Annotated in this window: 18 protein-coding genes and 1 riboswitch; of the genes, 7 read left to right on the plus strand and 11 right to left on the minus strand. The window is 63.5% G+C overall.

Annotated elements, in window-relative coordinates:
- Positions 1 to 2 precede the first annotated feature (2 nt).
- A complete protein-coding gene (locus tag MSIMFI_RS08940) occupies positions 3 to 257 on the minus strand; it encodes a type B 50S ribosomal protein L31 (protein WP_186244934.1) in 255 nt (84 codons plus the stop codon).
- A 143-nt stretch (positions 258 to 400) separates the two neighbouring features.
- On the opposite strand from MSIMFI_RS08940, the gene MSIMFI_RS08945 reads away from it, so the two are divergent.
- Both MSIMFI_RS08945 and gjpA read left to right on the plus strand, forming a co-directional pair.
- Positions 401 to 1636 (plus strand): YibE/F family protein, encoded by a 1236-nt coding sequence (locus MSIMFI_RS08945; RefSeq protein WP_191496941.1) that lies wholly within the window; start codon positions 401 to 403, stop codon positions 1634 to 1636.
- Positions 1637 to 1653: 17 nt separating this feature from the next.
- Positions 1654 to 1830: riboswitch (cobalamin riboswitch) on the plus strand.
- A 162-nt stretch (positions 1831 to 1992) separates the two neighbouring features.
- A complete protein-coding gene (gjpA, locus tag MSIMFI_RS08950; protein WP_191496942.1) occupies positions 1993 to 3219 on the plus strand; it encodes an outer membrane porin GjpA in 1227 nt (408 codons plus the stop codon).
- A gap of 395 nt (positions 3220 to 3614) precedes the next feature.
- Here the strand turns inward: gjpA and MSIMFI_RS08955 are convergent, their stop codons facing one another.
- The 3 genes from MSIMFI_RS08955 to MSIMFI_RS08965 are packed head-to-tail and all read right to left on the minus strand — an operon-like array spanning position 3615 to position 7509.
- Positions 3615 to 3905, minus strand: coding sequence for a metal-sensitive transcriptional regulator (locus tag MSIMFI_RS08955; RefSeq protein ID WP_186244931.1), 291 nt, complete (start codon positions 3903 to 3905; stop codon positions 3615 to 3617).
- Positions 3906 to 3928: 23 nt separating this feature from the next.
- Positions 3929 to 5734, minus strand: a complete 1806-nt coding sequence (locus MSIMFI_RS08960) for an ABC transporter ATP-binding protein (protein ID WP_191496943.1) — start codon at positions 5732 to 5734, stop codon at positions 3929 to 3931.
- Positions 5731 to 7509, minus strand: coding sequence for an ABC transporter ATP-binding protein (locus MSIMFI_RS08965; protein ID WP_224770125.1), 1779 nt, complete (start codon positions 7507 to 7509; stop codon positions 5731 to 5733). The genes MSIMFI_RS08960 and MSIMFI_RS08965 overlap by 4 nt, the downstream gene beginning before the upstream one ends.
- 258 nt (positions 7510 to 7767) lie before the next feature.
- On the opposite strand from MSIMFI_RS08965, the gene MSIMFI_RS08970 reads away from it, so the two are divergent.
- On the plus strand, positions 7768 to 9261 hold the full coding sequence (locus MSIMFI_RS08970; RefSeq protein ID WP_191496944.1) for a PPE family protein: 1494 nt from the start codon (positions 7768 to 7770) through the stop codon (positions 9259 to 9261).
- Between the two features lie 43 nt (positions 9262 to 9304).
- Entirely contained in the window at positions 9305 to 10807 is a 1503-nt protein-coding gene (locus tag MSIMFI_RS08975) for a PE-PPE domain-containing protein (RefSeq protein ID WP_191496945.1), read from the plus strand.
- A gap of 18 nt (positions 10808 to 10825) precedes the next feature.
- Here the strand turns inward: MSIMFI_RS08975 and MSIMFI_RS08980 are convergent, their stop codons facing one another.
- Together MSIMFI_RS08980 and MSIMFI_RS08985 are read right to left on the minus strand one after the other, a co-directional pair.
- Complete coding sequence (locus MSIMFI_RS08980) at positions 10826 to 11272, minus strand: hypothetical protein (protein ID WP_191496946.1); 447 nt, start codon at positions 11270 to 11272, stop codon at positions 10826 to 10828.
- Between the two features lie 5 nt (positions 11273 to 11277).
- Entirely contained in the window at positions 11278 to 12444 is a 1167-nt protein-coding gene (locus tag MSIMFI_RS08985; RefSeq protein ID WP_191496947.1) for a Rieske 2Fe-2S domain-containing protein, read from the minus strand.
- 125 nt (positions 12445 to 12569) lie between these two features.
- On the opposite strand from MSIMFI_RS08985, the gene MSIMFI_RS08990 reads away from it, so the two are divergent.
- A complete protein-coding gene (locus tag MSIMFI_RS08990) occupies positions 12570 to 13115 on the plus strand; it encodes a gamma carbonic anhydrase family protein (RefSeq protein WP_191496948.1) in 546 nt (181 codons plus the stop codon).
- Between the two features lie 44 nt (positions 13116 to 13159).
- Here the strand turns inward: MSIMFI_RS08990 and MSIMFI_RS08995 are convergent, their stop codons facing one another.
- The 5 genes from MSIMFI_RS08995 to MSIMFI_RS09015 form a co-directional block, all read right to left on the minus strand.
- Positions 13160 to 14935, minus strand: a complete 1776-nt coding sequence (locus MSIMFI_RS08995) for a PE family protein (RefSeq protein WP_191496949.1) — start codon at positions 14933 to 14935, stop codon at positions 13160 to 13162.
- A 168-nt stretch (positions 14936 to 15103) separates the two neighbouring features.
- Positions 15104 to 15946 carry an MlaE family ABC transporter permease gene (locus MSIMFI_RS09000; RefSeq protein ID WP_191496950.1) on the minus strand — a complete coding sequence of 281 codons (843 nt, stop codon included), beginning with the start codon at positions 15944 to 15946 and terminating at the stop codon, positions 15104 to 15106.
- A 614-nt stretch (positions 15947 to 16560) separates the two neighbouring features.
- The gene (locus MSIMFI_RS09005; protein ID WP_224770126.1) at positions 16561 to 17325 is read right to left on the minus strand and encodes an ABC transporter substrate-binding protein; all 765 of its coding nucleotides are present in this window, start codon (positions 17323 to 17325) and stop codon (positions 16561 to 16563) included.
- Positions 17326 to 17459: 134 nt separating this feature from the next.
- Entirely contained in the window at positions 17460 to 17714 is a 255-nt protein-coding gene (locus tag MSIMFI_RS09010) for a hypothetical protein (protein WP_191496951.1), read from the minus strand.
- Positions 17711 to 18886 (minus strand): hypothetical protein, encoded by a 1176-nt coding sequence (locus tag MSIMFI_RS09015; RefSeq protein WP_191496952.1) that lies wholly within the window; start codon positions 18884 to 18886, stop codon positions 17711 to 17713. The genes MSIMFI_RS09010 and MSIMFI_RS09015 overlap by 4 nt, the downstream gene beginning before the upstream one ends.
- A gap of 1112 nt (positions 18887 to 19998) precedes the next feature.
- On the opposite strand from MSIMFI_RS09015, the gene MSIMFI_RS09020 reads away from it, so the two are divergent.
- Positions 19999 to 20325, plus strand: a complete 327-nt coding sequence (locus tag MSIMFI_RS09020; RefSeq protein ID WP_191496953.1) for a TfuA-like protein — start codon at positions 19999 to 20001, stop codon at positions 20323 to 20325.
- Positions 20326 to 21336: 1011 nt separating this feature from the next.
- Complete coding sequence (locus MSIMFI_RS09025) at positions 21337 to 22422, plus strand: alpha/beta hydrolase (protein ID WP_191496954.1); 1086 nt, start codon at positions 21337 to 21339, stop codon at positions 22420 to 22422.
- Positions 22423 to 22624 lie beyond the last annotated feature (202 nt).

Raw genomic sequence — 22624 nt, forward strand, 5'->3', positions numbered from 1 at the left:
GGTCATCGACCTCCGTAGCGACGGCGGAACTTTTCCACCTGTCCAGCCGAGTCGACCAGGCGACGGGTACCAGTCCAGAACGGATGCGAGTCCGCAGTTACTTCCACCACGATCAGGGGGTATGTTTCCGTGCCCGTGGGCGTTTCCCACTCGATGGTGCGCGAACTGGTAAGTGTCGAACGCGTCAGGAACGCCTTTCCGGTGGTGGCGTCCTGGAACACCACGGGATGGTAGTCGGGGTGGATGCCCGGTTTCATCGTTGTTCTCCTCCGTACGTCACATGGAACTAGGGCGTGCTGTTATTGAAAATCATTTTCATTAATGATGAAACCATACCTCGGGATGCGCTCTTTTTGAAAATGATTGTCGTTTGGCGCGCGGCGGCCTCTACCGTGATGCGGTGACCCACTCTCATTCCCACAGCCTGTCGTCAGAACGGTCATGGCTCGCGCCGCTACCCGCCAAGATCGTCGTCGGGCTGCTGGCCGTGATCGGTGGGACCGTGATAGCCGGTGCGGCATGGCTGTGGCCCAGTCGGCAGCACGTCGAAATCCCCATGCCGTTTCAGAACGCGTCCGGTGGCGCGGTGACGACCGAGGGTGGGCACGTGCTATCCAGCGCCTTGGACGACTGCGGCAGTCCGTCGGCCGGCCAGGTGCTGACCACCGCGCCGATGCCCGCAACCCCAGGCGCTGGGCGCTGCGTATTGGCGCTCGTTGCAATCGATTCCGGGCCGAACGCCGACGCCAACACCTTGCTGGAGTTCACCCCTGGCCCTGGTCAGCCGGAACTTGCGGCGGGTGATCGCATCCGTGTCGTCCGCCAGGTCGACGCACAAGGCACGACCACCTACGCGTTTTACGACTTCGAGCGTCGCTGGCCGCTCGTGGGACTCGCGTTGGCGTTCGCGGTGGTGATCGTTGGGGTGGCACGCTGGCGCGGGCTGCTGGCTCTGGTCGGACTTCTGGTTGCCTTCGGCGTGTTGGTGGGTTTTCTGCAGCCCGCGCTTCGGGACGGGGCACCGGCCATCCCGGCGGCGCTGGTGGCCTCGGCGACTATCCTGTTCGCGGTGATCTACCTCGCGCACGGGGTGAGCCTGCGGACGAGTGCGGCCCTGCTGGGCACCCTGTCGTCGTTGCTGCTGGCCGCGGGATTATCTTGGGCGGCAATCGATCTGGTGCATCTCACCGGATTGTCGGATGAACAAGGCTCGGCGGTCTCGGCGTATTTGGGCAACGTTTCGATCAGCGGCTTGCTGCTCGCCGGCTTCATCATCGGGTCGCTGGGCGTGCTCAACGACGTCACCGTGACACAGGCGTCCACGGTGTTCGAGCTCGCGCACCTGGGCGCCAACGCATCCCGGCGCGCGATTTTCCTGGGCGCCATTCGCGTCGGACGTGATCACATCGCCAGCACCGTGTACACGCTGGTGCTTGCCTATGCCGGCAGTTCGCTGCCGCTGCTGTTGCTTTTCAGCGTCGCCAATCGATCGCTGGGCGACGTGCTGATCAGTGAGAGCGTGGCAATCGAGATCGCGCGGTCAGCGGTTGGAGGCATCGCGCTGGCACTGTCGGTGCCGCTGACGACGGCCATCGCGGCGCTGCTGGTCAAATCCGCCGGGTCGTCTACGGACTGATCTGTTACCCCGGGCGCAAGCGTATGCAACAATCTCGTCCGTACGGCGATGATGTTGCAGGAAGCCGGTGCGAATCCGGCGCGGTCCCGCCACTGTCATCGGGGAGCGACCCTCACAAGCCACGGCCATTGGCTGGAAGGCGAGGCGAGCAGCGATCCGAGAGCCAGGAGACTCACGTCATCGTGTCCTGCTAGCCCGGGGCGGAGCACTCCGGAGAGAGCTGATCCGTTATGACGCTGCCCTTTTCGTCCAGCGGTCGAGGCACGCCAGCCGTTGAAACGCGATCGGAAAACTCGCTTGCTCGATGCAAGGGAGTGTCTTGGCCAGTCGCCATCATCTGAGGTAATCGAGGAGAGTTGGATACGTCGTTTGTGATCACCCCGGAACCGGTGCACGGTGCGGCCCAGGGTTTGGCGGGTATTGGTTCGTCGTTGGCTGAGGCCACCGCGACCGTTTCGGGCCCCACGACGGGGATTGCGGCTGCGGCCGCCGACGAGGTATCGATCGCGATCGCGTCGATGTTCGGTGAGTTCGGCGAGGAATTTCAGGCGCTGAGCTCTCATGCGCAGGCGTTTCATTCCCAGTTCGTCAATGCGATGAACGCCGGCGTAGGGGCCTACACGAGTGCCGAGGTCGCCAACGCTCAGCAGACGCTGCTTGGCGGATGGGGTACGTCCGGTGCACCCGCTGCCGCCAGCGTCGACCCGATCACCCGGTGGCAGCAGGTCCTTACGACGACAACCCAGAATGCCCAGACGGTGTTCGGCGCCTGGGACGCCGGCTTGAGCGCGCTGGCCGGCGGCGTCTGCACTGGGTTCAGCCATCTTGCTACCAACCCCGCCGGGTTCTTCGCCAACCTGCAGACCGCAGCGCGGTCGGTGCCACTGATCGACGCGCCCAACGATGTCGCGTTGGCGGTAGCGCAACACACCCTGGGCGATATCACGTCCACGATCGGCCCCCCTCCCGGAAATCCCGTTCTGGTCAATGACTCTCACGGCGAGCTGTACACGGGGCTCATTGCCGACTTCTTCCCCACCGGTCCGGAGGGGGTATTGCTCACCGGTGCCCTCGATTTCGCGGCCTCACCGTTGAGTGGTGTGCTCATGGGCGCGGTGGGTCCGTTCGTCAGCCCCGGGGTGGCGCTGTTCAATAGCGTGGGAAACATCGTTGCCGACATCACCGGTGGCAATCCGACAGGTGCGCTCTATGGGCTGATGAATACCCCGGCCAACGTTGTCGACGGGTTCTTCAACGGCGCCACCTTGAACCTGGACCCGTTGGCACCAGTGGTCAACCAATTCGTTGCTGGCCCCACCGGGGGCACCGAACAAGTCACCGGCTTGAGCCTTGGCTTCGGCGGGCTGTTCAGCACGGGCCAGGTGGTTGCCGGTGCCAGCGGGCCGATGTACGCCGGCGTCGGCGGCTCGCTGTTGAACTCGGTGGGTGTGGAACTCACCTTCGTGGAGCAGGATTTTCAAGGCGTATTGCCGATCCACGCCCTAGGGGTGGGTCCGATTGCTGCCACGGCGAACCTGTTCAGCATCGTCGGGCAGGCGTTGGGCGCAACCCTGCTCGGGTAGCTGCTGGCTGGAGTACGTTAAGGCGCTTCCATGCGGCACGTCGTTGTCCAGGCTCACCGCAAGTACCTTGTTAGCAACCAAATTGCTTAGGCGGCAATGCTTGTCGTCACGCCGCCCTTGTGTCGCACGCCCCTGACTATCACGTCAACGGCAACCTCAGCTGGCTGAGGTCGCCGTTGACGGTCGGGACGTCGCAATCAGTCGTTACAGGTGCAATTCGGGTGGCCGCAGTTACAGCCGCGGGCTTGAGTGCAACCAGAGTCGCCGCAACCGCAGCCGGTGGACTTGCATTGGCAGGTTTCAGTTTGTGTTCCCATGTCCCACACAATACCCCGGTACGGTATCTAGATCAAGCGACACTCATCCGCGAACGGTAATTTAGCTCCGCTTCGCGATCACGACCGCACAAGGCGTGCGATAGCCGCCGACGCTTCGGCAAGCTTGGCCTCGACATCGTTGCCGTCCAACGCAATTGCACTGTTCACGCAGTGATCCATATGCTCGTCGAGCAGGTTCAGCGCCACCGAGCGCAGCGCGCTACTAGCGGCGCTGATCTGCGTGAGGATGTCAATGCAGTACTTGTCCTCTTCGATCATCTTCGCGATCCCGCGAACCTGACCCTCTATGCGCCGTAGCCGCCCGGCATAGCGGTCCTTGTGTCGCGCGTACCCGTGCTCGGCTTCCATGCGGCCCTCCTCTCAGCACGTTGTCACGTATCGGTAGTGCCGCGGTCTCCGTGGGATGCGGCAATGGTGGCGTGGTCACGCCGAAGTTGCCAGCCGCGGGCACGCAGGCGTTCCCCCCAGAATCGGGAATAGGTGCCATCCGCGGCGACCAACTGCTCGTGACGTCCGCGTGCGGTGATCTGGCCACCGTCCAGGACGAGGATCTGGTCGGCATCTATCACGGTCGAAAGTCGGTGTGCGACAACGACAACAGTGCGATCGTGGGCTAGTTCGCGGATGGCGCCGGCCACGGCGGCCTCATTGATAGCGTCGAGCGCGGCCGTTGCTTCGTCCAACAGCACGACGGGCGCGTTCTTGAGCAACGCGCGGGCAATGGCGACCCGCTGCCTCTCCCCGCCGGATAGGGCAGACCCGCCCTCGCCAACGCGGGTGTCCCACCCCTCGGGGAGACGATCGATCACCTCGTCCAGGCGCGCAATCGCTGCGACGCGATGCAGCGCGGCTTCTCCCGCGTCGGGATCGGCCATCCGCAGGTTGTCGGCGATGGTGCCGTCGAAAAGGTAAGCGTCGTCGAAGACTTGCGCGGTCAGGTGCGCGACGGTGCCGGTGCCGAGCTCACGCACGTCGTGGCCGCCGAGCAGGATGCTGCCGTCGTCGACGTCGAAGAAGCGGGCGATCAGTCGCAGCAACGTGGTCTTACCGGCCCCGGATGGGCCGACGATCGCGGTGAGGCTGCCGCTGGGGATGACGGCGTCGATGCCTTGAATGATTTCGCTTCCGTCCCCAGAGCTTTGGTAACTGAAACGCACACCACGTAATTCGATGTCGGCGCCCGCGGGCGCGGTAGCTCGATCGGGTTCCGGAAGAGACGGAACGGCCAGCAGCTCGCGCACTCGGACGATTGAATCGGCGTTGACTTGGACATGGCCGGCCAGGTCGCCGAGCTGGGCGATCGGATCGATCATGCGCAGGGTGATGATCAGCAGACCGATCATCGTGGGTAGCGCGAGCTCGCCGCGCAGCGTCAGGGTAACGGTCAGCGCGATGATCGTCGTGACGACCAGTTGCATCGTGCCGAAGCATCCGATCAGCCCCCACGCTCCGCGGATGGTCAGCCGGGACTGTGAATGTTGTTGGCGGGTAAGGGATTCTTCGAGTGTGCCCAACTCTCGACGGTTGAGCACGCCGTAGGCGCGCAGCGTCGATTGTTGGCGGGCGTATTCGACGATCCGAGACGCGGTAGCGCCAATGTCGTGCTCATACTGGGCGTCATTGCGGCCCACGATGCTCATGTACATCCGCAGCGATAGCGCGCACAGTAAGGCGCCCATGGTCAGTGCGATCCCGATGCGCCAATCGCTCAGGTAGCTGCCAATGATCAGGGTGGCCGGAGTGGTAACGCCGACGATGATGTGCCGGAGCATATGCGCCGGAAAGTCGGCGACGTCGGTAGCGTCTTTGCTCACCAGGCGTCCGACCGGGCCGGTGCGGTCGGCGCCGAACCAGCCGATGGGCAGAGTGGCCAGATGATTTCCGATCCGGGTGTGAAAACTGGTCAGCACGTCGGTGCCCACCAGATAACCCAATGACGTGCTCCAGCCCAGCAATCCGTGATGGACGCCGACAGTAACGGCGATCGCCGCGATCCAGAACCACAGTTGACCCCAGTTCGTGGGGCGTTCGAAAAGAGCGCCGAGAAGGGGAACGACGAACAGGAAGCCCAGGCCCTGCAGCACTCCTTGGGCACCTTGCAGTACAAGCATGGTGTGCAGATGGCGGCGGCCGCGAGTGTCGAGCAGTTCGAGTAGGTGGCGAATGATGGTGATCACCGGTTAGCCTCCAGCTGGTCGGTGACACCGCGTTCGGCTTCCCGCTCGTGTTTCCACAAGCGTGCGTAGATGCCGTTGTATCCCAAAAGCTCGGAATGCCTACCGCTCTCGGCGATGCGGCCGTGGTCGAGCACGACGATGGCGTCGGCGCCTCGAATCGTGCTGAGCCGGTGAGCGATTACCAACACCGTCCGGCCGCGCGCGACCTCGGTGAGCGCATCTTGGATGCGCGCCTCGTTTTCCGGGTCGGCACTGGCGGTGGCCTCGTCGAGGACCAGAATCGGGCGGTCGGCGAGGATTGCGCGCGCGATGCAGACGCGCTGGCGTTCGCCCGCCGAAAACGCCGCGTCCTGGCCGACCACCGAATCGAGCCCGCGTGGCAACTCTTCGATACTCGACAGAATCTGGGCTTTGCGCGCGGCATCGCGCACCGCCGCGTCGTCGGCGTCGGGACGTCCGAGACGGATGTTGTCCCGGACGCTCATCGTCGACAACAGGTGCGAGTCCTGGAACACAAACGCGACTTGCCGGTAGAGCTCGGCGGGGTCGATCCGGCGGAGATCGACGCCGTACAGTTCGACCGAGCCTTCGCGCGGATCGTTGAACCGGGGCAGCAGCTTGGCCAGCGTGGACTTCCCGGAACCAGAGGGACCGACCAGGGCGGTGAGGGTTCCCCGATCGAGGCGAAGGTCGATCCCGTCGAGGGCGACCGTATCACCGTATGTGACACGCACACCACGCATGCGCACCACTGGACCATCGGCATCGGTGTCAAGTTCGACGGGTTCATGCGGGGTGGGAAGCTCTGGGGTAGAGAGCAATTCACGGATCTCTCGGTACACCTTCAGCGCGGTGGCCAGGGGCTGCACCGACATCAGCAGCGACATCCATGCCGAAGTTATGACCGTGCCGAACACCAAGAATGCGATGAAGTGTTCCAGCGGGAGATCGCCGTTGGCCGTGAGGATACCTCCCGTCGTCGCGACTGCGAGCAGGATGCTCGGCGGCGACAGGAGGATCTCGGCGGTGACGCTGGCGACGCTCGTAGATTTCGCCCAGTCGAGGAAGAAGTGTGCGAATCCTTGGCACACCTCCTGGAAACGGCGACTCGCCGTCCCCGGCGTTCCGAACGCCTTCACGACACCGATGCCGTTGACCAGTTCCACCGCCGCGCCGTTGAGGCGCGCCAACCACTCCATGAACTGCGGGTACTTGGTCTCCGCGCTGGCCATCGCACGCTGGTAGGCGGCCAGCCCGGCGACAACGGGGAGCAGAGTCGCCAGGGCCATCCGCCAGTCCAGGGTAACGAGGTAGATCAACGCGACCAGGGGCGGCACCACGGCCGCGCTGAGTTCCACGATCGAGTGCGCGATGAGCCGATGCAGCGCCGCCACATCATCTTCGACCGCCTTCTTAACGATGCCGGAGTTGCGATCGCTGAACCAACTGAGCGGGACCCTGCTCAGTTTGACCAGCAGTTCACGGCGGATTCGAAACGACACCCGGATATCGGCCAGATGTGTCATCACACCCGCGGCCAAGACACCCAGCTGTTTGATTGCCAGCGCGCCGATCGCCACGATGATGACCGGCCAGACGTCTGTGTTGCCCGCGAGGAGTCGTCTGCTCACTTCGACGACAGCAAACAGTGGCGCCATGCCGATCAAGGACCTGACCGCCGAAAGCACACCGCATGCAATGAGAGTTGTCCGAGCCGATTTGAGGATCGGCGGAGCTTGCCCGGCGCTTGGCGTGCCAGTTGGGCTGAATGCCATTCATTGCTCCTCGGTCACGTATCCCGGAGTTGACACGCGGTAACCCTGGGTGCAAATTACTACATGAAAATCATTTCCAATACGGGACGGTCCGGTGGCGCTCACAGTGAGTTCGACAGGCCTCGCCGGTACGTGTGTCGAATATCGGTGAGGCGTGCGGTCATCGCAGCAGGGAGCTGAGGGAGAGTTGGACATGTCGTTGGTGACCGCTATACGGCTGGCGGCGGGTGCCGCTAATCCGATCGCGCCCAGCTGGCGGTGACGGCGCCGGTCTGGATGGCGTTCCCGCCCGAGGTTCACTCGTCGTTGCTGAGCAGCGGCCCCGGGCCGGGCTCGTTGCTGGCGGCCGCAGCGGCATGGAATTCGTTGAGCATTGAATATGCCGAGGTGGCCGAGGAACTGTCGGCGCTGGTGGCCTCGGTGCTGTCCGGAGCGTGGGAGGGCTCTGGCGCGGAGTCGTATGCGGCCTCCCATGCGCCGTATGTGGCTTGGCTAGTCCAGGCGGCGGCCAACGCTGCGGCCACCGCTGCACAACACGAGACCGAGGCTGGTGCCTACACCGCCGCGTTGGCGGCGATGCCCACCCTGGGTGAGCTGGCCGCCAACCACGCCACCCACGCGGCGTTGGTGGCAACGAATTTCTTTGGGATCAACACCATTCCGATCGCGCTCAACGAGGCCGACTACATGCGGATGTGGGTACAGGCCGCCACGATCATGAGCAGCTATGAGGAGGTTTCCGCGGCGACCGTGGCGGCGGTGCCACAAACCAGCGCGGCGCCGCCGGTACTGAAGTCGGCTGATCCATCGGCTGCCGCCGACTTTTCCCTGGAGAGCCTCTTTGCCGACTGGCAGAAGTTCGTCCAGACCTTCATAGGGCAATTGTTCGGCTTTGAGGGAGGAAACGTGCCCTACCAACTTCCGGCGCTGGAGGCTTTTTTGGCGAGTCCTTCCCTGGAGAACTTTAATGCTTTCGCGGTTGCGATGGTCGTGGGGCTGTCCATCGACACCGTGACTTTCGGGACGCCTGCAGCGTTGTCGAGTACTCCGTTCCTGCCGTTGCTCGGCTTGGCCGGCCTTGGGGGTTTGGGCGGACTTGCGGGCTTACGTCCGGTGGACGGGGTGCCCGTCGGTGGTGAGATACCGGAATCTGTTGCGACGCAGACTCGGCCGACTGTGGCTATTGCTTCGGCGATCGCCGCGCCCGCCCCTGCCGTGCCGGCCGCCTCGGGTGCGTCGTCGCCGGCTTCGTTGTCGGCATCGCCCGCGCCGCCAACGGCATCGGCACCGGCGGTCGGGACACCCGGTTTCGGCTACCTGGTGTTCGGCGGTGGACCCGACGAGGGGCAGGGCCCGACACTGATCGATCGGGGCAAGGGCCAGGCGGTGCCGGCGGACGTCGCCGCGGCGGCAGCGGCCCCGACACGGACATCGGCGCAGCGGCGGTTGCGGCGACGCCGGCGGACCGTGATGAGAGACAACGCCGACGAGTACATGGACATCGACGGCGATCTGGACGCTCCGCCGGACAGTGCGCCGGCCGCGACGGCGGCCTCCAACCAGGGTGCCGGGTCGTGGGGATTTACCGGGACGATTGCCAAGACCGATGGGGTACGCCCGGACGGGTTAGTCGCTTTGGCTGACGGCTTCGGCGGTGGACCGAGCGCGCCGATGCTGCCGAACACCTGGGGCGGCGACGGTAGCGACGAAGCATCGGCGGATTCTGGTCGGCGAGAGGACGCGGGGCCGTGATGATCGACCGTGGGCTAGGTGCAATTGAGGCGCAGGGGGCGGAATGTCACTTCTGGGTGTAACGCCTGAGACGTTGGCGTCCGCGGCAGCGGATTTGCACGGTATCCGGTCGGCGCTGGATGCGGCGCGAGCGGCGGCGGCGGCGCCTATCACCGGGCTGGTGGCCGCGGGTGCCGATGAGGTGTCGGGGGCGGTGGCGGCGCTCTTCGCCCGCCACGGCCAGGAGTTCGAGGCGGTCAGTGCGCAGGCCGGCGCGTTGCATCAGCAGTTTGTTCAGACGCTGAATGCGGCGGCCGGGTCGTATCGGGCTGCGGAGGCGCTCAACGCGTCGGCGTTGCACACCGCGCAGCGCGATGTGCTGGCTCTGATCAATCCATCCAGCGCGGCGCCGTTGGGGCGTGCGCTGGGCGGCACGGGGGCAACCGGCACGGCCGCCAGCCTGACCGCCACCGACTACGCCACGCTGATCATGGGCGGCACCGGCAACCCCGACCCGAGCACCACCTACCTCAACAACGTCTACAACGCCTACATCGCGCCGCGGATCGCTCCGCACACTGCCATCCCGACCGGTTTGGTGACCCCTGAGCAGGGCTGGCCCCTGACCGGCTGGCACAGTCTGACGTTCGATACGTCGGTTGCTCAGGGAGTCGAGATTCTGACGCAGGCGATTGCAGCCCAACCGCCGGGCACGCCAACCGTCGTTTTCGGCTTTTCCCAAAGCTCCACCATCATCACCAACTATCTGATCGGCATCGGCAACGGCACCATGCCAAATCCGCCGGACCCGGCCGATTTTCAGTTCGTGCTGACGGGCAATCCCAACAATCCCAACGGCGGCTTGTTCGAGCGCTTCGTCGGTTTGTACATACCCGGTTTCAACGAGACGTTCGGTGGTGCCACACCCGACTTGGAGTATCAGACCGACATCTACACCATCCAATATGACGGCTACGCGCACTTTCCCCGGTATCCAATCAACCTGCTGTCGGTCGCCAACGCCGTTGCCGGCATCTACTACGACCACCTGAGTCCGACGGCCTTGTATCCGAACCTCACGCCCGAGCAGGTTGCTACAGCTGTGGTCGCGCCGGTGTCTCCTGGGTCGACCGGCAATACCACCTACTACATGATCCCGAGCCAGGACCTGCCGCTGCTGAGGCCGCTGAACCTTCCGCAGCCAATCCTCAACTTGGTTCAACCGCCGCTGCGGGTGCTCGTCGATCTGGGCTACGGCGACATCGGCGGGCCCAACACCGAATATGCCAACCTGCCCACCCCGGCCAGCCTGTTCCCGGTGATCAACCCGATCAACGTCGGCAATTATCTGGTCCAAGGCGTCATCCAAGGAGTCCAGGCCGACTTGGTGTTGGCCGGAGTGCTCCCGCAGTCAGCCATGCCCAACACCTATCCGTTCGTTCCCTCGCTAAATCCGGGCCTAACGATCAACCTGGGGCAGCCCCCTGTCACGGCGGTGTCCGTGGCGACGACAATCACCGGCTCGCTGCTGCGAGCACTCAATATCCCTCCCTTCGGCGGTGGCTGAGCACGGCCGAAGGTTCGCTCAGTGAGCGTCTGGCGTCGCGTCCAAATACCCTTCGGCCACCGCGTGCTCGATGCTGTCGGACAGCCTCGGGCAGGCCCGGGTGCGTGCGGAATCGCCGCCGGCGGCGCGCACTTCGGTGAAGTGCGCGCAGCGCTGCGACGCCTCGGTGTTCCATTGCACCGCGGTATGACCCGGCCCCAGCCTCTTCACCGCCACCGTGACGTGGCAGAAGCGACAGTCCACCGGCAGCAGGCCCGCCGTCAGATAGCGCTCGCGGTCGGCGCGGGAGGCCTCTCGTACCGCGGCAGCGCGTTGCGGGTCGTTACCGAAATCCCTTGATTTAGACCATGATCCGGAGCCGCCGTTGGACGTCGGCGCGTCGTCGTGATCGTGATGATCACCGTGCAACAACAGCATCGACCGGGCCAACCGGTCGACGTCAGGGACGGCCTGTTCGTCGGGCATGATCGTTAGTGTTGCTCGGCGGGTACTTCTTCGGAGGCCTCGGAGTCCCGCGCCTTCAGGTTCTCGGCCACCTCGGCATTCCAGTATTCGTTGGCGCGGGTGGTGTCGACCTCAATCTCGAAGCGCTCCACCATTTCTGGCGTGATGTCGGCCACGTCGACGTAGAACTGCTCATACCAGCGGCGCAGTTGGTAGACGGCACCGTCCTCCTCGACCAACAGCGGGTTGTCGATCCTGGTCTTGTGCTTCCAGATCTCGACGTCCTGCAGGAAGCCCTTGCTGACCCCGTCGGTGAACACCCGCGACAGCTTGTCGGTCATCTTTTCGTCCATGCCCTTGGGTTTTTCGACGATGACACCCCACTGGAGCATGAAGGAGTTCTGGGTGACCGGGTAGTGGCAGTTGATCAGAATCGACTCGGCCTTGTAGTCGCCGTAGCGGTTGTGCAGCCAGTTGATCATGAACGACGGCCCGAAATAGGACGCCTCGGAGTCCAAGTGCGCTTCGCCGTACGAGCTCCCTAGATCATCGACGTCGGGGCGGCCCACGTTGTGCAGGTACTGCGAGGCGATGTGGCCCTCGAAGACGTTCTTGAAGTACGTCGGCAACCCGAAATGGATGTAGAAGAAGTGCGCCATGTCGGTGACGTTGTCGATGATGTCGCGGCAGTTGGAGCCCTCGATGAGGATGCTGTTCCAGCGCCAGTCGGTCCATTCGTCGCTGGCGGCCTCGGCGAGCTCGGGGATCCGGACGTCGGGGTCCGGCGGGTTGCCTTCGTGGTCGTGCCAGACGAAGAGCAGGCCGCTGCGCACATCGGTGGTCCAGGACCGGGTACGTGCGGTTTTGGGGGTCCGCTTGGCATACGGCACCAGCTTGCAGCGGCCGTCGCCGCCCCAGCGCCAGTCGTGGAACGGGCAGGCGACCTCGTCGCCCTTGATGGTGCCCTCGGACAGGTCGCCGCCCATGTGCCGGCAGTAGCCGTCCAGGACCTTCAGGTCTCCGTGCGAGTCGGCGAAAACCACCAGCTTGGTGCCGAACGCATTGACCGCGTGCGGCTTTCCGTCCAGGAAGTCTTTCGCGACGCCCAGGCAGTGCCACCCGCGGGCGTACCTGGTCGGCAAGGCGCCGGCATCGATCTCCCGGACACCGACGCCGCGTGTGTCGGTACTCACCCTGTCACCTCCAACTCACTGGCCTACTAACTAGAACACGTTACAGTTTTGTGGCGGGCGAGCGCAACGACGGCGAGTCTGGCGGTGTTTGCTGGGGCATATGCACGCTGGGGTATATGTAGACGATGCCGCTGTTCTCTTTTGAGGGTCGCTCGCCGCGGGTCGATCCCACCGCCTTTGTGGCCCCGACCGCCACCCTGATCGGTGACGTGACCGTCGAGGCGGGGGCGTCGGTCTGGTACAACGCGGTGCTGCGCGGCGATTATGCGCCGGTCGTGGTGCGCGAGGGCGCCAATGTGCAGGACGGGGCGGTATTGCATGCGCCGCCCGGGATACCGGTGGATATTGGTCCGGGAGCTACCGTGGCGCATTTGTGCTGCATCCATGGCGCCCACATCGGGCAGGAGGCGCTGATCGCCAACCACGCCACCGTGCTCGACGGCGCGGTGATAGGCGCCCGCTGCATGGTGGCGGCGGGTGCGGTGGTGGTGGGGGGCACCCAGATTCCGGCGGGCATGCTGGTGGTCGGTGCGCCCGCCAAGGCCAAGGGGCCAATCGAGGGTACGGGCGCGGAGATGTGGGTGAACGTCAACCCGCAGGCCTACCGCGACCTGGCTCAGCGTCACTTGGCCGGCGTGGAGCCGGTCGAGCCTCCAGCCGCGGGCAGCTAACCGGCCCTGGATACCGCCACGAACGTCATATCCGCTACCCCTGCCTACGGTGCCCCGGGTGAGCCGGTGAAGCCGAAAAGCGCACCGGGGGTGCCGCCGTCGCCGCCGTCGCCCGGGCCAGCCGCGCCGTTGCCCAGCCCGCCATTGCCGCCATTACCCCCGTTGCCGATCCATCCGGCATTGCCACCGTTGCCACCGTCGCCACCGATATCGGAGCCGCTGAACGACTGCCCGCCCGCGGCTCCGGAACCACCGGAGCCGATTAGCCCGGCGCGGCCGCCATCGCCACCGTCGCCGCCCACGCCGCCGAAGCTGCCGAAACCACCGGCCCCGCCATTACCGAAAACTGCGGCGCCGTTACCACCCGCGCCACCGTTGCCACCGTTACCGCCGATGCCGCCGGTGACAATGAGGCCGCCACCGCCGCCGAAACCGCCGGCCCCGCCGTCGCCGAAAAGCATGCCGCTGTTACCACCGGCCCCGCCGGCCCCACCGGTGCCGCCGGTGCCGGCCAGGACACTGGCATTGCCGCCGTCGCCGCCGCTGCCGCCGGCGCCGCCGTTGCCGGAAAGCGTGCCCCCCAGCCCGCCGTTGCCGCCGGCGCCGCCGGTGCCGCCGTTCCCGCCGTTGCCACCGCTACCACCGAGCCCGCCGGCGCCGCCGGCACCGCCGTCACCGAACAGCCGGGCGGCCCCACCGTTGCCGCCGGCGCCGCCGTTTTCGGCGCTGCTGTCACCGCCGTCACCGCCGTTGCCGCCGTTGCCGGAAAGTATGCCCCCGAGCCCGCCGTTGCCGCCGGCACCGCCATTGCCGCTGGTGCCGCCGAGTCCGCCGTCGCCGCCGTGGCCGCCGTTGCCGGAAAGCATGCCGCCGGCACCGCCATTGCCGCCGACGCCGCCGACGGCACTGCTGGTGGGGTCCGCGTTGCCGCCGTTGCCGCCGTGGCCGCCGTTGCCGGAAAGCATGCCGCCGGCACCCCCGTTACCGCCGGCGGCGCCAGCTAAGCCGCTGAGGCTGATCGCGTTGCCCGCGTTTCCGCCGTCCCCGCCGTTGCCGAACAGTCCGGCGGAGCCGCCCGCGCCGCCGGTGCCGTTGATGTCGCCGAGGGGCGCGCCGCCGTTGCCGCCGGCGCCGCCGTTGCCGAACAGCGTGCCGCCGGCGCCTCCGGCCCCGCCGGTGCCGCCGGTGCTGCCGAAGAACGTTTCAAGCCCGCGACCGCCGGTGCCGCCGGTGCCGAACAGCCCGGCGGCACCGCCATTACCGCCGTTGCCCGGTTGGATACCGCTGATGCTATTGCCAAAGCCGCCATCGCCCCCGGCTCCGGGGGTGCCGCCGAACAGTCCTGCGGCGCCGCCGCTGCCGCCGTTTTGGCCCGCTGCACCGGATCCGCCGTTGCCGCCGTTGCCGAACAAGAACCCGCCGTCTCCGCCGTTTAGTCCGCTGCCCGGTGCGGCGTTAGCGCCGTTGCCGACGAGTGGGCGCCCCAGCAACGTCTGGGTAGGCGCGTTGATTGCGTTCCAGAGGTCCTGCGTGAGTGAGACGTTGGCGGCCTCGGCGCCGGCATAGGAGCTGGCGGCGGCGTTCAGCGCGTGGACAAACCGGTCGTGGAACGCCACCGCCGGTGCACTGAGCGCGTGGTAGTCCTGGCCGTACCTGGCGAACAGCGTGGCGACAGCCGCCGATATTTCATCGGCGGCCGCCGGCGGTACTGCCGCTATCGCTGCCGCCGCCATGTTGGCCGCACCGATTGTCGAGCCGATACCTGCCAGATCCGTCGCGGCCGCCGCGAGCACCTCCGGCGCCGCCAGCACAAACGACATACTCGCCTCCGTATGGTCGTCCGTAGTGACCGAGTGCGAATTACGCTACGCGCACTTGGCGTGTCGCGTCGCCAGATTCACTGTCGGCGTTAGACCGTATCGATTCCTTCGAACCGCTGCAGACGACGACGATGGCCGTCACGCCGAGATCCGCCTGCTGCCATGGTGTTAGCCCGAGAGATTGAAGTTGCCGGACGCTCCGTAAACGGCGAGCGAGATAAACAAGGTAATGACCACCACGACGATAAGCGAAGTCCGCACCGCCTGCCCGACTGCGATACCGACTCCGACCGGCCCGCCGGTGGCGTTGTAGCCGTAGTAGGTATGCACCAGCATCACCGCGATTGCCATCACGATGGCTTGCAGGAACGACCACAGCAGGTCGGATGGGATGAGGAAGGTATTGAAGTAGTGGTCGTACAGACCCGCGGATTGTCCATTGATGAACACCGTGGTGGACCGGGCCGCGAAGAACGCGGCAAGCACCGACAGCGAATACAGCGGGATGATCGCGATCAGGCCGGCGATCAGTCGGGTGGACACCAGATATGAAACCGAGTGCACCGCCATGCATTCGACGGCGTCGATCTCCTCGGCTACCCGCATTGCGCCCAGTTGTGCGGTGGCGCCGGCACCGATGGTGGCCGCCAACGCGATACCCGTATTCACCGGCGCGATCACCCGGACGTTGAGGAAAGCCGAGAGGAACCCAGTGAACGCTTGGACACCGGCGTTGCCCAGCGACGAGTAGCCCTGTACGGCGAGCACGCCGCCTCCGGCCAATGTCAGCAATGCCGCGACCCCCAACGTACCGCCAATCATGACCAATGCTCCTGAGCCCAGGGCCATCTCGGCGATAAGCCGGGTGGTCTCGTTCCGGTATCGGGTGACCGCGTTGGGGATGTACCGCACGGTTTCGCCAAAGAACAGCGCCTGCTCGCCGAAGCTGTCGATCGGCTCCAACACGCTCGACACCATGCTGTGGAACCGAGTGGTGGCGTGAAACCTCATCGCATGATCACACTGGCTAGCGCAGCGTCGTGTGTTGATTCGCCGAGACTGGTACGTCGTTGGGGGCGTTGCCGACGCCGTTGGGGCCATCCGTGACGGTCAGGCCCTCGATAGCACCCGACCAGCATGGCCATCACCGCGAACCGCGGTGCTTTGATTTCGGCAAGTGTCAACTCACGAAAACCGGTCAGCACAGCCAACTCGGTGTTGTATGCGCATCTTGAATAGCCTTGACAGGTAGGGAGTTACCTCCTCGATAAGGGGATTCCCCGAACGACGATCAGTCCAGGCGGGCGATCGACCTACATGGACACAACGCGTCACCGCGGCCTCCGCTGCGTTGACCTTGGCATCTAGAAACTATGCTCAACCACCGCGCCGGTGTTAAAGGGCCAAGTTGTCCTACGTTTGCGGGGAGATGAGACAGAACGTCCCGCTGTACCAACGGACTGAGCCGTAGACCATGCAAAATGTACTGCTCGACTTGGGAAATTGTGGCAACGTAACTACTTGTGCGGTCTCCGATATTGCCTTGCGGCTAAGAGGTTTTCGCGGTGTCAGCGCACTCCGCCGGCGACTTCGGCCAGGGTGAGATCCGTCGCCGTTGGGGTTGATCAACGCGCGGTCTGGCTCTGGTCCAAGTTGGCATCGCCCAACCATTTCAGCCGAATACGTTGCAGTGTTCCGTCTCGCTCGAGAGCGGTCTGCGCGGCGGTTATCCGCTCGAGAAGTTTCTGGTCCGCCTTGGGGAGAGCGATTGCGATCTTCTCAACCGAGATGCCGGTCCGCTGGACGACCTCTACACCGGGCACCTGCTTGACCAACTCGATGAGGACCGGCGCCAGCTTCATAAAAGCGTCGCAAGCGCCGGTGGTCAGGTCACTCAGCGCGGAACGGATCGCACCGTAATCGTAGACTCGGACGGATGCTGCCTTGCCCTCGGCGACAAGCCGGTTCGCGATTGGCTGACTCGTGTTGCCCTGCTGCACGCCTATAGTCAGCCCAGCCAAGTCGTCTATAGAACGTACGTGTGGGAGCCGGGTGGTATCGACGGCCAGTGACTGCCCAGAAACTAGGTAGGGCGCAACGAATGCCACCTGCTGCTCACGTTCCGGCGTCACGGTGGTCCCAGCGGCGACACAGTCGTAGTCGCCCCGGTTGAGAGCCGTGAAGATTCCGTTGAAGTCTGCTCCGGTGTAGGAGATGAAGTTGGCGGTCATACCAAGGGCTTTGGCAATCTCGTTCACCAGATCGATGTCGAGGCCGCCGCTCCCGGGCATCCCATTGAATGGCGGATCGGGAAACGCGGCACCGACCCGCAACGTCTTCACATCTGGCGAATCGCACGCCGCGACGCCGCCTGTCATTGTCGCCGCCATCGCGGCACCCCCAACCACAAACTGTCGCCTACTGACAGCCACCGGATCCCCCCATCGTGTACAAATTGCGTTTTGCCGTGGACCGTGCGGCCACCGCGGGACAAACTGCGAGCGGTACCCACTGCCCACGCATGTCAGCGCACCACATTCGGTGCGCCCCCGCTCACGCCGGCATAGTCGACCGACAGTTCCGACATCGCGAACACATTGGTCGGAGTGTAGGCAATGTCGAACCGATCACCGAGGGCGCCGGCGTCTAGCTGGAGGTCCGCAAGGATCGGGATGTAGCCGTTGAGAATCCATTCCCCCTGCGCGAATGTCGCCGGCACTGTACGGCATATCTGTTTCAATGCGACGCGGTAGTCGATATTGTCGATGGCGGGCGTCATGTGGCCAATGTGGCGGCCGGCGGAAACTCCATCGCTTTCGATGGCCCAGCGAATCCCATACGGCTCCGCAACGTAGGTGGATCTGTAATTATTGAAGCTCCGCAACTACCAACCATTTCCACTACCTGGTGCGCCAAACCGAAATTATCTGTGAGCGTGATATCGCCGTCGTGCGTAACGATGTAGGGGGTGTCCTCGAGTCCGGATCGGATCACGTCGACCTCGCTGTCGGGCTGAGCCGCATAACACGCCAGGCGTTCCAGTGGACCCGCGAGCTGGCCCTTGCGCGCGCCGAATTCGAGTTCGTTGATATGCGCCCGTGCGTGCTGAGGCAAAACGGCAGCCCCGACCGATATGGTGACTTTCCGGGCAATGTTTCCGGAGAGGTCCCGCTCAATAGACTTGGCCAGGCAAACGGCTCGGCGGAAGTCCGCGTAGCTTTCAGGAAATGGCAGGCGCCAAGAAGACCCAAAGAGAAGTGTGATGTTGAGTTGCCCTTCCGAGCCGAGTCGAATCAGCGGGTGTTCCGTCGCGAAACGGGTCAGAGCGCAACTGCGGTCAAGCTGTATCCACTCTACCTCGTGCAACAGATGCAATCTGCGGCGCGCATCGACGGCCTGTCGGTAAACCTCGAATTGCATACGAGGTGAGCTGCTTCCATAGTATGTACCACCGGCTGTCGAATGAACATCAAGGATCATGACGCTGTCGGTTATGGATGGAACATAGTGGCGGATAATTCGCGCAAACTCTGGATCTGAGACGGCTTCGATAGAAATGTCGTGGCCTTTATGCTCCAGATCGAGGACTATTTGAAACTCAGCTCCTCCTTGACTAGTGACGAAGTGGGCGCCGCCAAGATGCAATGGCAAAGCTGCCTGACTGATCCTTTCCCACTCACCGTTCCGTCGAATCGCTTCCCTTACTTCGATGCTGTTCCTGCTAGCTCCGAAGCTTATGAGCATCCCGGGAAGCCGGTCTTGAATTTCATGACTCAATGCGGCATAGATCGCATTGGAAGTGCACGGTTCATGCGTGTGTGGGTTTCGGGCCTGATAGTGATAATAACGGACGCCGATGTCATACAGTGCGCAAGCTTCTGCGAGCAGTTTGTTGGTATCCAATTGGATCGTTCGCCCGCGCAATACGACGTCGAACAGTGGTTCGCCCATCTCAGCGTGATTCTTTGGAGTGAACTTTGCGCCTGTGACGGCGGATCCGAGGATAAGGTCGTGCGGCATGCTAGATAGCCGCCGCAACTGAGAGCAATTTAGAATCGAACGCACACGAAGGATGTACTCCACGAGCAAGGGGGCAGGAATCAGACCGGGGATGGACGGTCTCAGCTGGACGAGATCGCTTATTTTGGGTTGCCGCGACGGCAACCATCTCCGGCGTAGGGGGGCGTGCACCTTCCCGCATTGCGGCAAATCCATCCTCTAATTTGTCGAATTTCGAGTGCGTCAAGCATCGTGCATTTGTATCGATGCACGGCTACATGGCCTCGGATCCGCTCGAATTACGGCCAGTTGTACACGCGAAAACGGCGCCAAGTCCAGGCTGGTGCACTGGAAGTAGCGGAAATCACAGCTCTGCTGGAACGGCCTAGTGGCTGGGTATTAACCGTGCATGTAAAAGATTTTGACAAGCGGGACTTTATCGACAGATGGCGTCGATCGCTATCAATTCACGCGTGCGTGCGACGGGACAACTGCGCATGACATAGTGCGTGTAGCCGTGGTGCACTTTGCCCTAGCTCATGGGCTCGTTGGTTGACTTCATACTCCCCGCATCTCAGGTGGCGGCGCCGCGGGCATTTCTTCCCATCTCGCTGCGATGTTCGGGGAAATTTGACCTGGCAAGTCCCAGGTATGTGCCACTTATTATTGCTAAGGCGTCACCGACAACGCGAGGCAGTGTCTCGGACGATGTGAGCTGACAACGCCTTTCGAGCGCCTTCGGGCTTGACGCCTATGGGCAGTGACTCGACTACTTCGAGGAAAGCACGGCTATTGATTACGTACGAACAGTTCCTAGTGGCGGAATTGATCAGAGCAGGTGCGAGGTTGCCGCGCGCCGCGGGGGTTGCCGAGCCCGCCAGGTTGATTTCCCCGAAAGAAGCCGATATCGACGTTGATGCGGGGCCGGGTATCTCGCCACGCCGGCAACATGGGCGTGTTTTCGAAATGGTGCTGAATCTCAGGCGATGGCTGGCATCCGAATATCGCCGGCGAGCGCATAGGTCCAGTCATGGCGGCTAGTGCAACGGATGTGAGACAAAGCCATGCGCGCTGCCGAGCAGCATCTGTTTGGCATGGAGGGCTACGGCTGGATCTTCGAACACGACCGCGATGGAGTCCTAGTGGCCGATGACGAGGTGGCGATGGTGCACGGCGATCGCGAAGACGTTCCCCAGAGCCAGAGCGTCGCCGGGCGGTTGCGGTCATTGCCGGTCGATGTGAAGCGTTCTGATGCAGTCATCGCGCTCCACGAGGTCATCCGTGGCCACCGCGGTGGCGGCGCCCGGCGGGCCGAACCGCCTCCGACGATATGGTCAGAGCGGTTTCGGCCGGCGTTGGCAATTGTGCCTACTGGAATCCATCCAAATTAACTTTGGAACTTGATTTGTCTACCCCGCGCATATGTGAAACGGACACGAGATTTGCACATTCAGAGTGATTCTGTCGATAGCTGCAGGGTCGGTGTGTAAGGGGGTTCGATTCGTCTTTCACCGCCAACATGTGAGCAAGCGGAATAAGTGTAAAGGGCAAGGAGGTGATCACATGACTCACGAGCTCCTGTTCACGGAGAATGAGTCGGCGTACGCGCTGGTCGTGTCGGCGATGTTCGTTGGCGACAATTTGGCAGAATGATTGGTCACCGGTAGCTGCCGGCGGGGATGTCAGAAGCATGAGATTTCCGTCGGCAGCGTCGGGACAAATGTGGAGTCTTGCAATCAACATGTGATTTGGATGTCAGAAGCGTACCCCCGCTACCGGCCGGGGCCCGATTGGTCGCACCGACCCAAGCCGGCCCCGGGCCCATTGCGGTCTTGTGCGACTTCGCCGCCGGTTGCGTTCCGGTCATCAAGGTCATGCCCACGGACTGCTGGCGTCAGTCTGACCGCCGATCCGCCGACCGCCGGGGGAATCGGAATAGCGCATCCGCTCGTTTACAGCGGTGACCAAGACGGTAATGTATAGGACTGCATCTTATTGCGCCTTATTGCGCCCTTCGCCCCAATGTCACCGTCTACGCGTTGTACATTTGGCCGCGCCTACCCGTGTTGCAATGCGAATGTAAACAGTGAACATGCAAAACGTTCACAGCGAACCTATATCTATCGAGCGGTTAACATGGTGATAGCGCATGTAGAATATGTTGAAAGTTTCCGCAACGGTTATTGCTGCGTAACCATATCGCAGTAAGGCGCGCGTGACGCCGCGTCCACAATGACGGTGGACTCGGAACTCATTCTCCCTCGTTAGGTGGTTGTTGTGATGCTTCTCGATTTGCTCTTCGCTGCCCATCATGTCGCGCCCCGAACGGACACGGCCGCGGCGGGATTTGCGGTGCGAGGTAGGTCCTATTCACTAACCAATCGACGCAACAAATACGAGTCATGACGGTATTGGATTACCGGCCACGCCTATCCCGGGACGCTGCTTGTCCTCGTGATGCAGCGACGACGCGCGAATTGAAGGCGCCGCGACATGCACTCGGTGATGGGTCGCCCACCGAGGTGGTCGAGGGTGGACCCAGTATTGCCGGGCGGTTGGTGGCCCTGACGTCGCGAATCACGGTGAAGCCAGTTGTGACGATGATCGCCCACTTCCCGCACCTGCCCCTGCCGTGGGGCCTAATCGACGTTGCGTCGGCGTTGCAGCTTCCTTCCCGGGCCGCAACCAGGATCGCAATGAATCTGCCGAACACCACCGCGGAAGTGGTTTGTGCGTCCGGAGTTCCGCCCCTCAGCGGGGCTGGGCGAGTGATGCTGTACCTGCATGGCGGGGCGTTCCTGGCGTGTGGGGCCAACTCGCACAGAAGAATCGCGACCGCGCTGTCGGCGTTTGCCGACGCGCCGGCGTTGGTGGTCAACTATCGTCTGATCCCAAAGCATTCGATCGAGATGGCGCTCGATGATTGTCACGATGCGTACCGGTGGTTGCGAGCGCGTGGATATGAGCCCGACCGGATTGCGTTGGTGGGAGATTCGGCGGGAGGTTACCTTGCGCTGGCCCTTGCGCAGCGGCTACGCGAGAATGACGAACAGCCTGCGGCACTTGTGGCCATCTCTCCATTGCTGCAGTTGGCCAGTGGGCCAAAGCAGTCTCATCCCAACATCAAGACCGATGCGATGTTTCCGGCCAAGGCTTTCGATGCGCTGGTGACGTTGGTAAACAAAGCCGCCACCAAGCACGCCGTTGACGGCGCGAGTGAAGAAATCTATGAGCCGCTTGATCACATCGAGTCGGGGTTGCCGCCGACACTGGTTCATGTCTCTGGCTCGGAGGTCTTGCTTTATGACGCGCAGCTGGCCGTTGGCAAGCTCGCGGCAGCCGGGGTGTCGGCCGAGCTGCGGGTTTGGCCGGGCCAGGTCCATGCTTTCCAGCTGGCTGCGCCGCTAGTTCCCGAAGCGACCCGCTCGTTACGTCAGATCGGGCAGTACATTCGCGACGCCACTAGTTGCATGAGCGAATCCAACTAATTGACCAGGCACCTCAATCGCATTCATCAACCATGTCAACTGTTATCGAACCCTGTTGTTGCCCAACGCAATCGCAACGGCGCCGGCGTACGTTCACGGCAGGCGGGTGGTGGTCGTATCGATCGCTCCACCATCATTGCCTCGACGGACATCTCGGCGTTCGCGAGGGGCTAACGAGCTTTGTCCAACACAATCCCCCGGC

This window comes from Mycobacterium simulans (genome assembly GCF_900232995.1).
GTDB classification, from domain to species: Bacteria; Actinomycetota; Actinomycetes; order Mycobacteriales; family Mycobacteriaceae; genus Mycobacterium; species Mycobacterium simulans.

Coding starts and splice junctions, on each gene's coding strand:
- MSIMFI_RS08940 (WP_186244934.1), bottom strand. CDS start 257: ATGAAACCGGGCATCCACCCCGACTACCATCCCGTGGTGTTCCAGGAC.
- MSIMFI_RS08955 (WP_186244931.1), bottom strand. CDS start 3,905: ATGGAAGCCGAGCACGGGTACGCGCGACACAAGGACCGCTATGCCGGG.
- MSIMFI_RS08965 (WP_224770125.1), bottom strand. CDS start 7,509: ATGGCATTCAGCCCAACTGGCACGCCAAGCGCCGGGCAAGCTCCGCCG.
- MSIMFI_RS08975 (WP_191496945.1), top strand. CDS start 9,305: ATGTCACTTCTGGGTGTAACGCCTGAGACGTTGGCGTCCGCGGCAGCG.
- MSIMFI_RS08980 (WP_191496946.1), bottom strand. CDS start 11,272: ATGCCCGACGAACAGGCCGTCCCTGACGTCGACCGGTTGGCCCGGTCG.
- MSIMFI_RS08990 (WP_191496948.1), top strand. CDS start 12,570: ATGCCGCTGTTCTCTTTTGAGGGTCGCTCGCCGCGGGTCGATCCCACC.
- MSIMFI_RS08995 (WP_191496949.1), bottom strand. CDS start 14,935: ATGTCGTTTGTGCTGGCGGCGCCGGAGGTGCTCGCGGCGGCCGCGACG.
- MSIMFI_RS09000 (WP_191496950.1), bottom strand. CDS start 15,946: ATGAGGTTTCACGCCACCACTCGGTTCCACAGCATGGTGTCGAGCGTG.
- MSIMFI_RS09005 (WP_224770126.1), bottom strand. CDS start 17,325: ATGGCGGCGACAATGACAGGCGGCGTCGCGGCGTGCGATTCGCCAGAT.
- MSIMFI_RS09010 (WP_191496951.1), bottom strand. CDS start 17,714: ATGACGCCCGCCATCGACAATATCGACTACCGCGTCGCATTGAAACAG.
- MSIMFI_RS09015 (WP_191496952.1), bottom strand. CDS start 18,886: ATGGGCGAACCACTGTTCGACGTCGTATTGCGCGGGCGAACGATCCAA.
- MSIMFI_RS09020 (WP_191496953.1), top strand. CDS start 19,999: ATGCGCGCTGCCGAGCAGCATCTGTTTGGCATGGAGGGCTACGGCTGG.
- MSIMFI_RS09025 (WP_191496954.1), top strand. CDS start 21,337: ATGACGGTATTGGATTACCGGCCACGCCTATCCCGGGACGCTGCTTGT.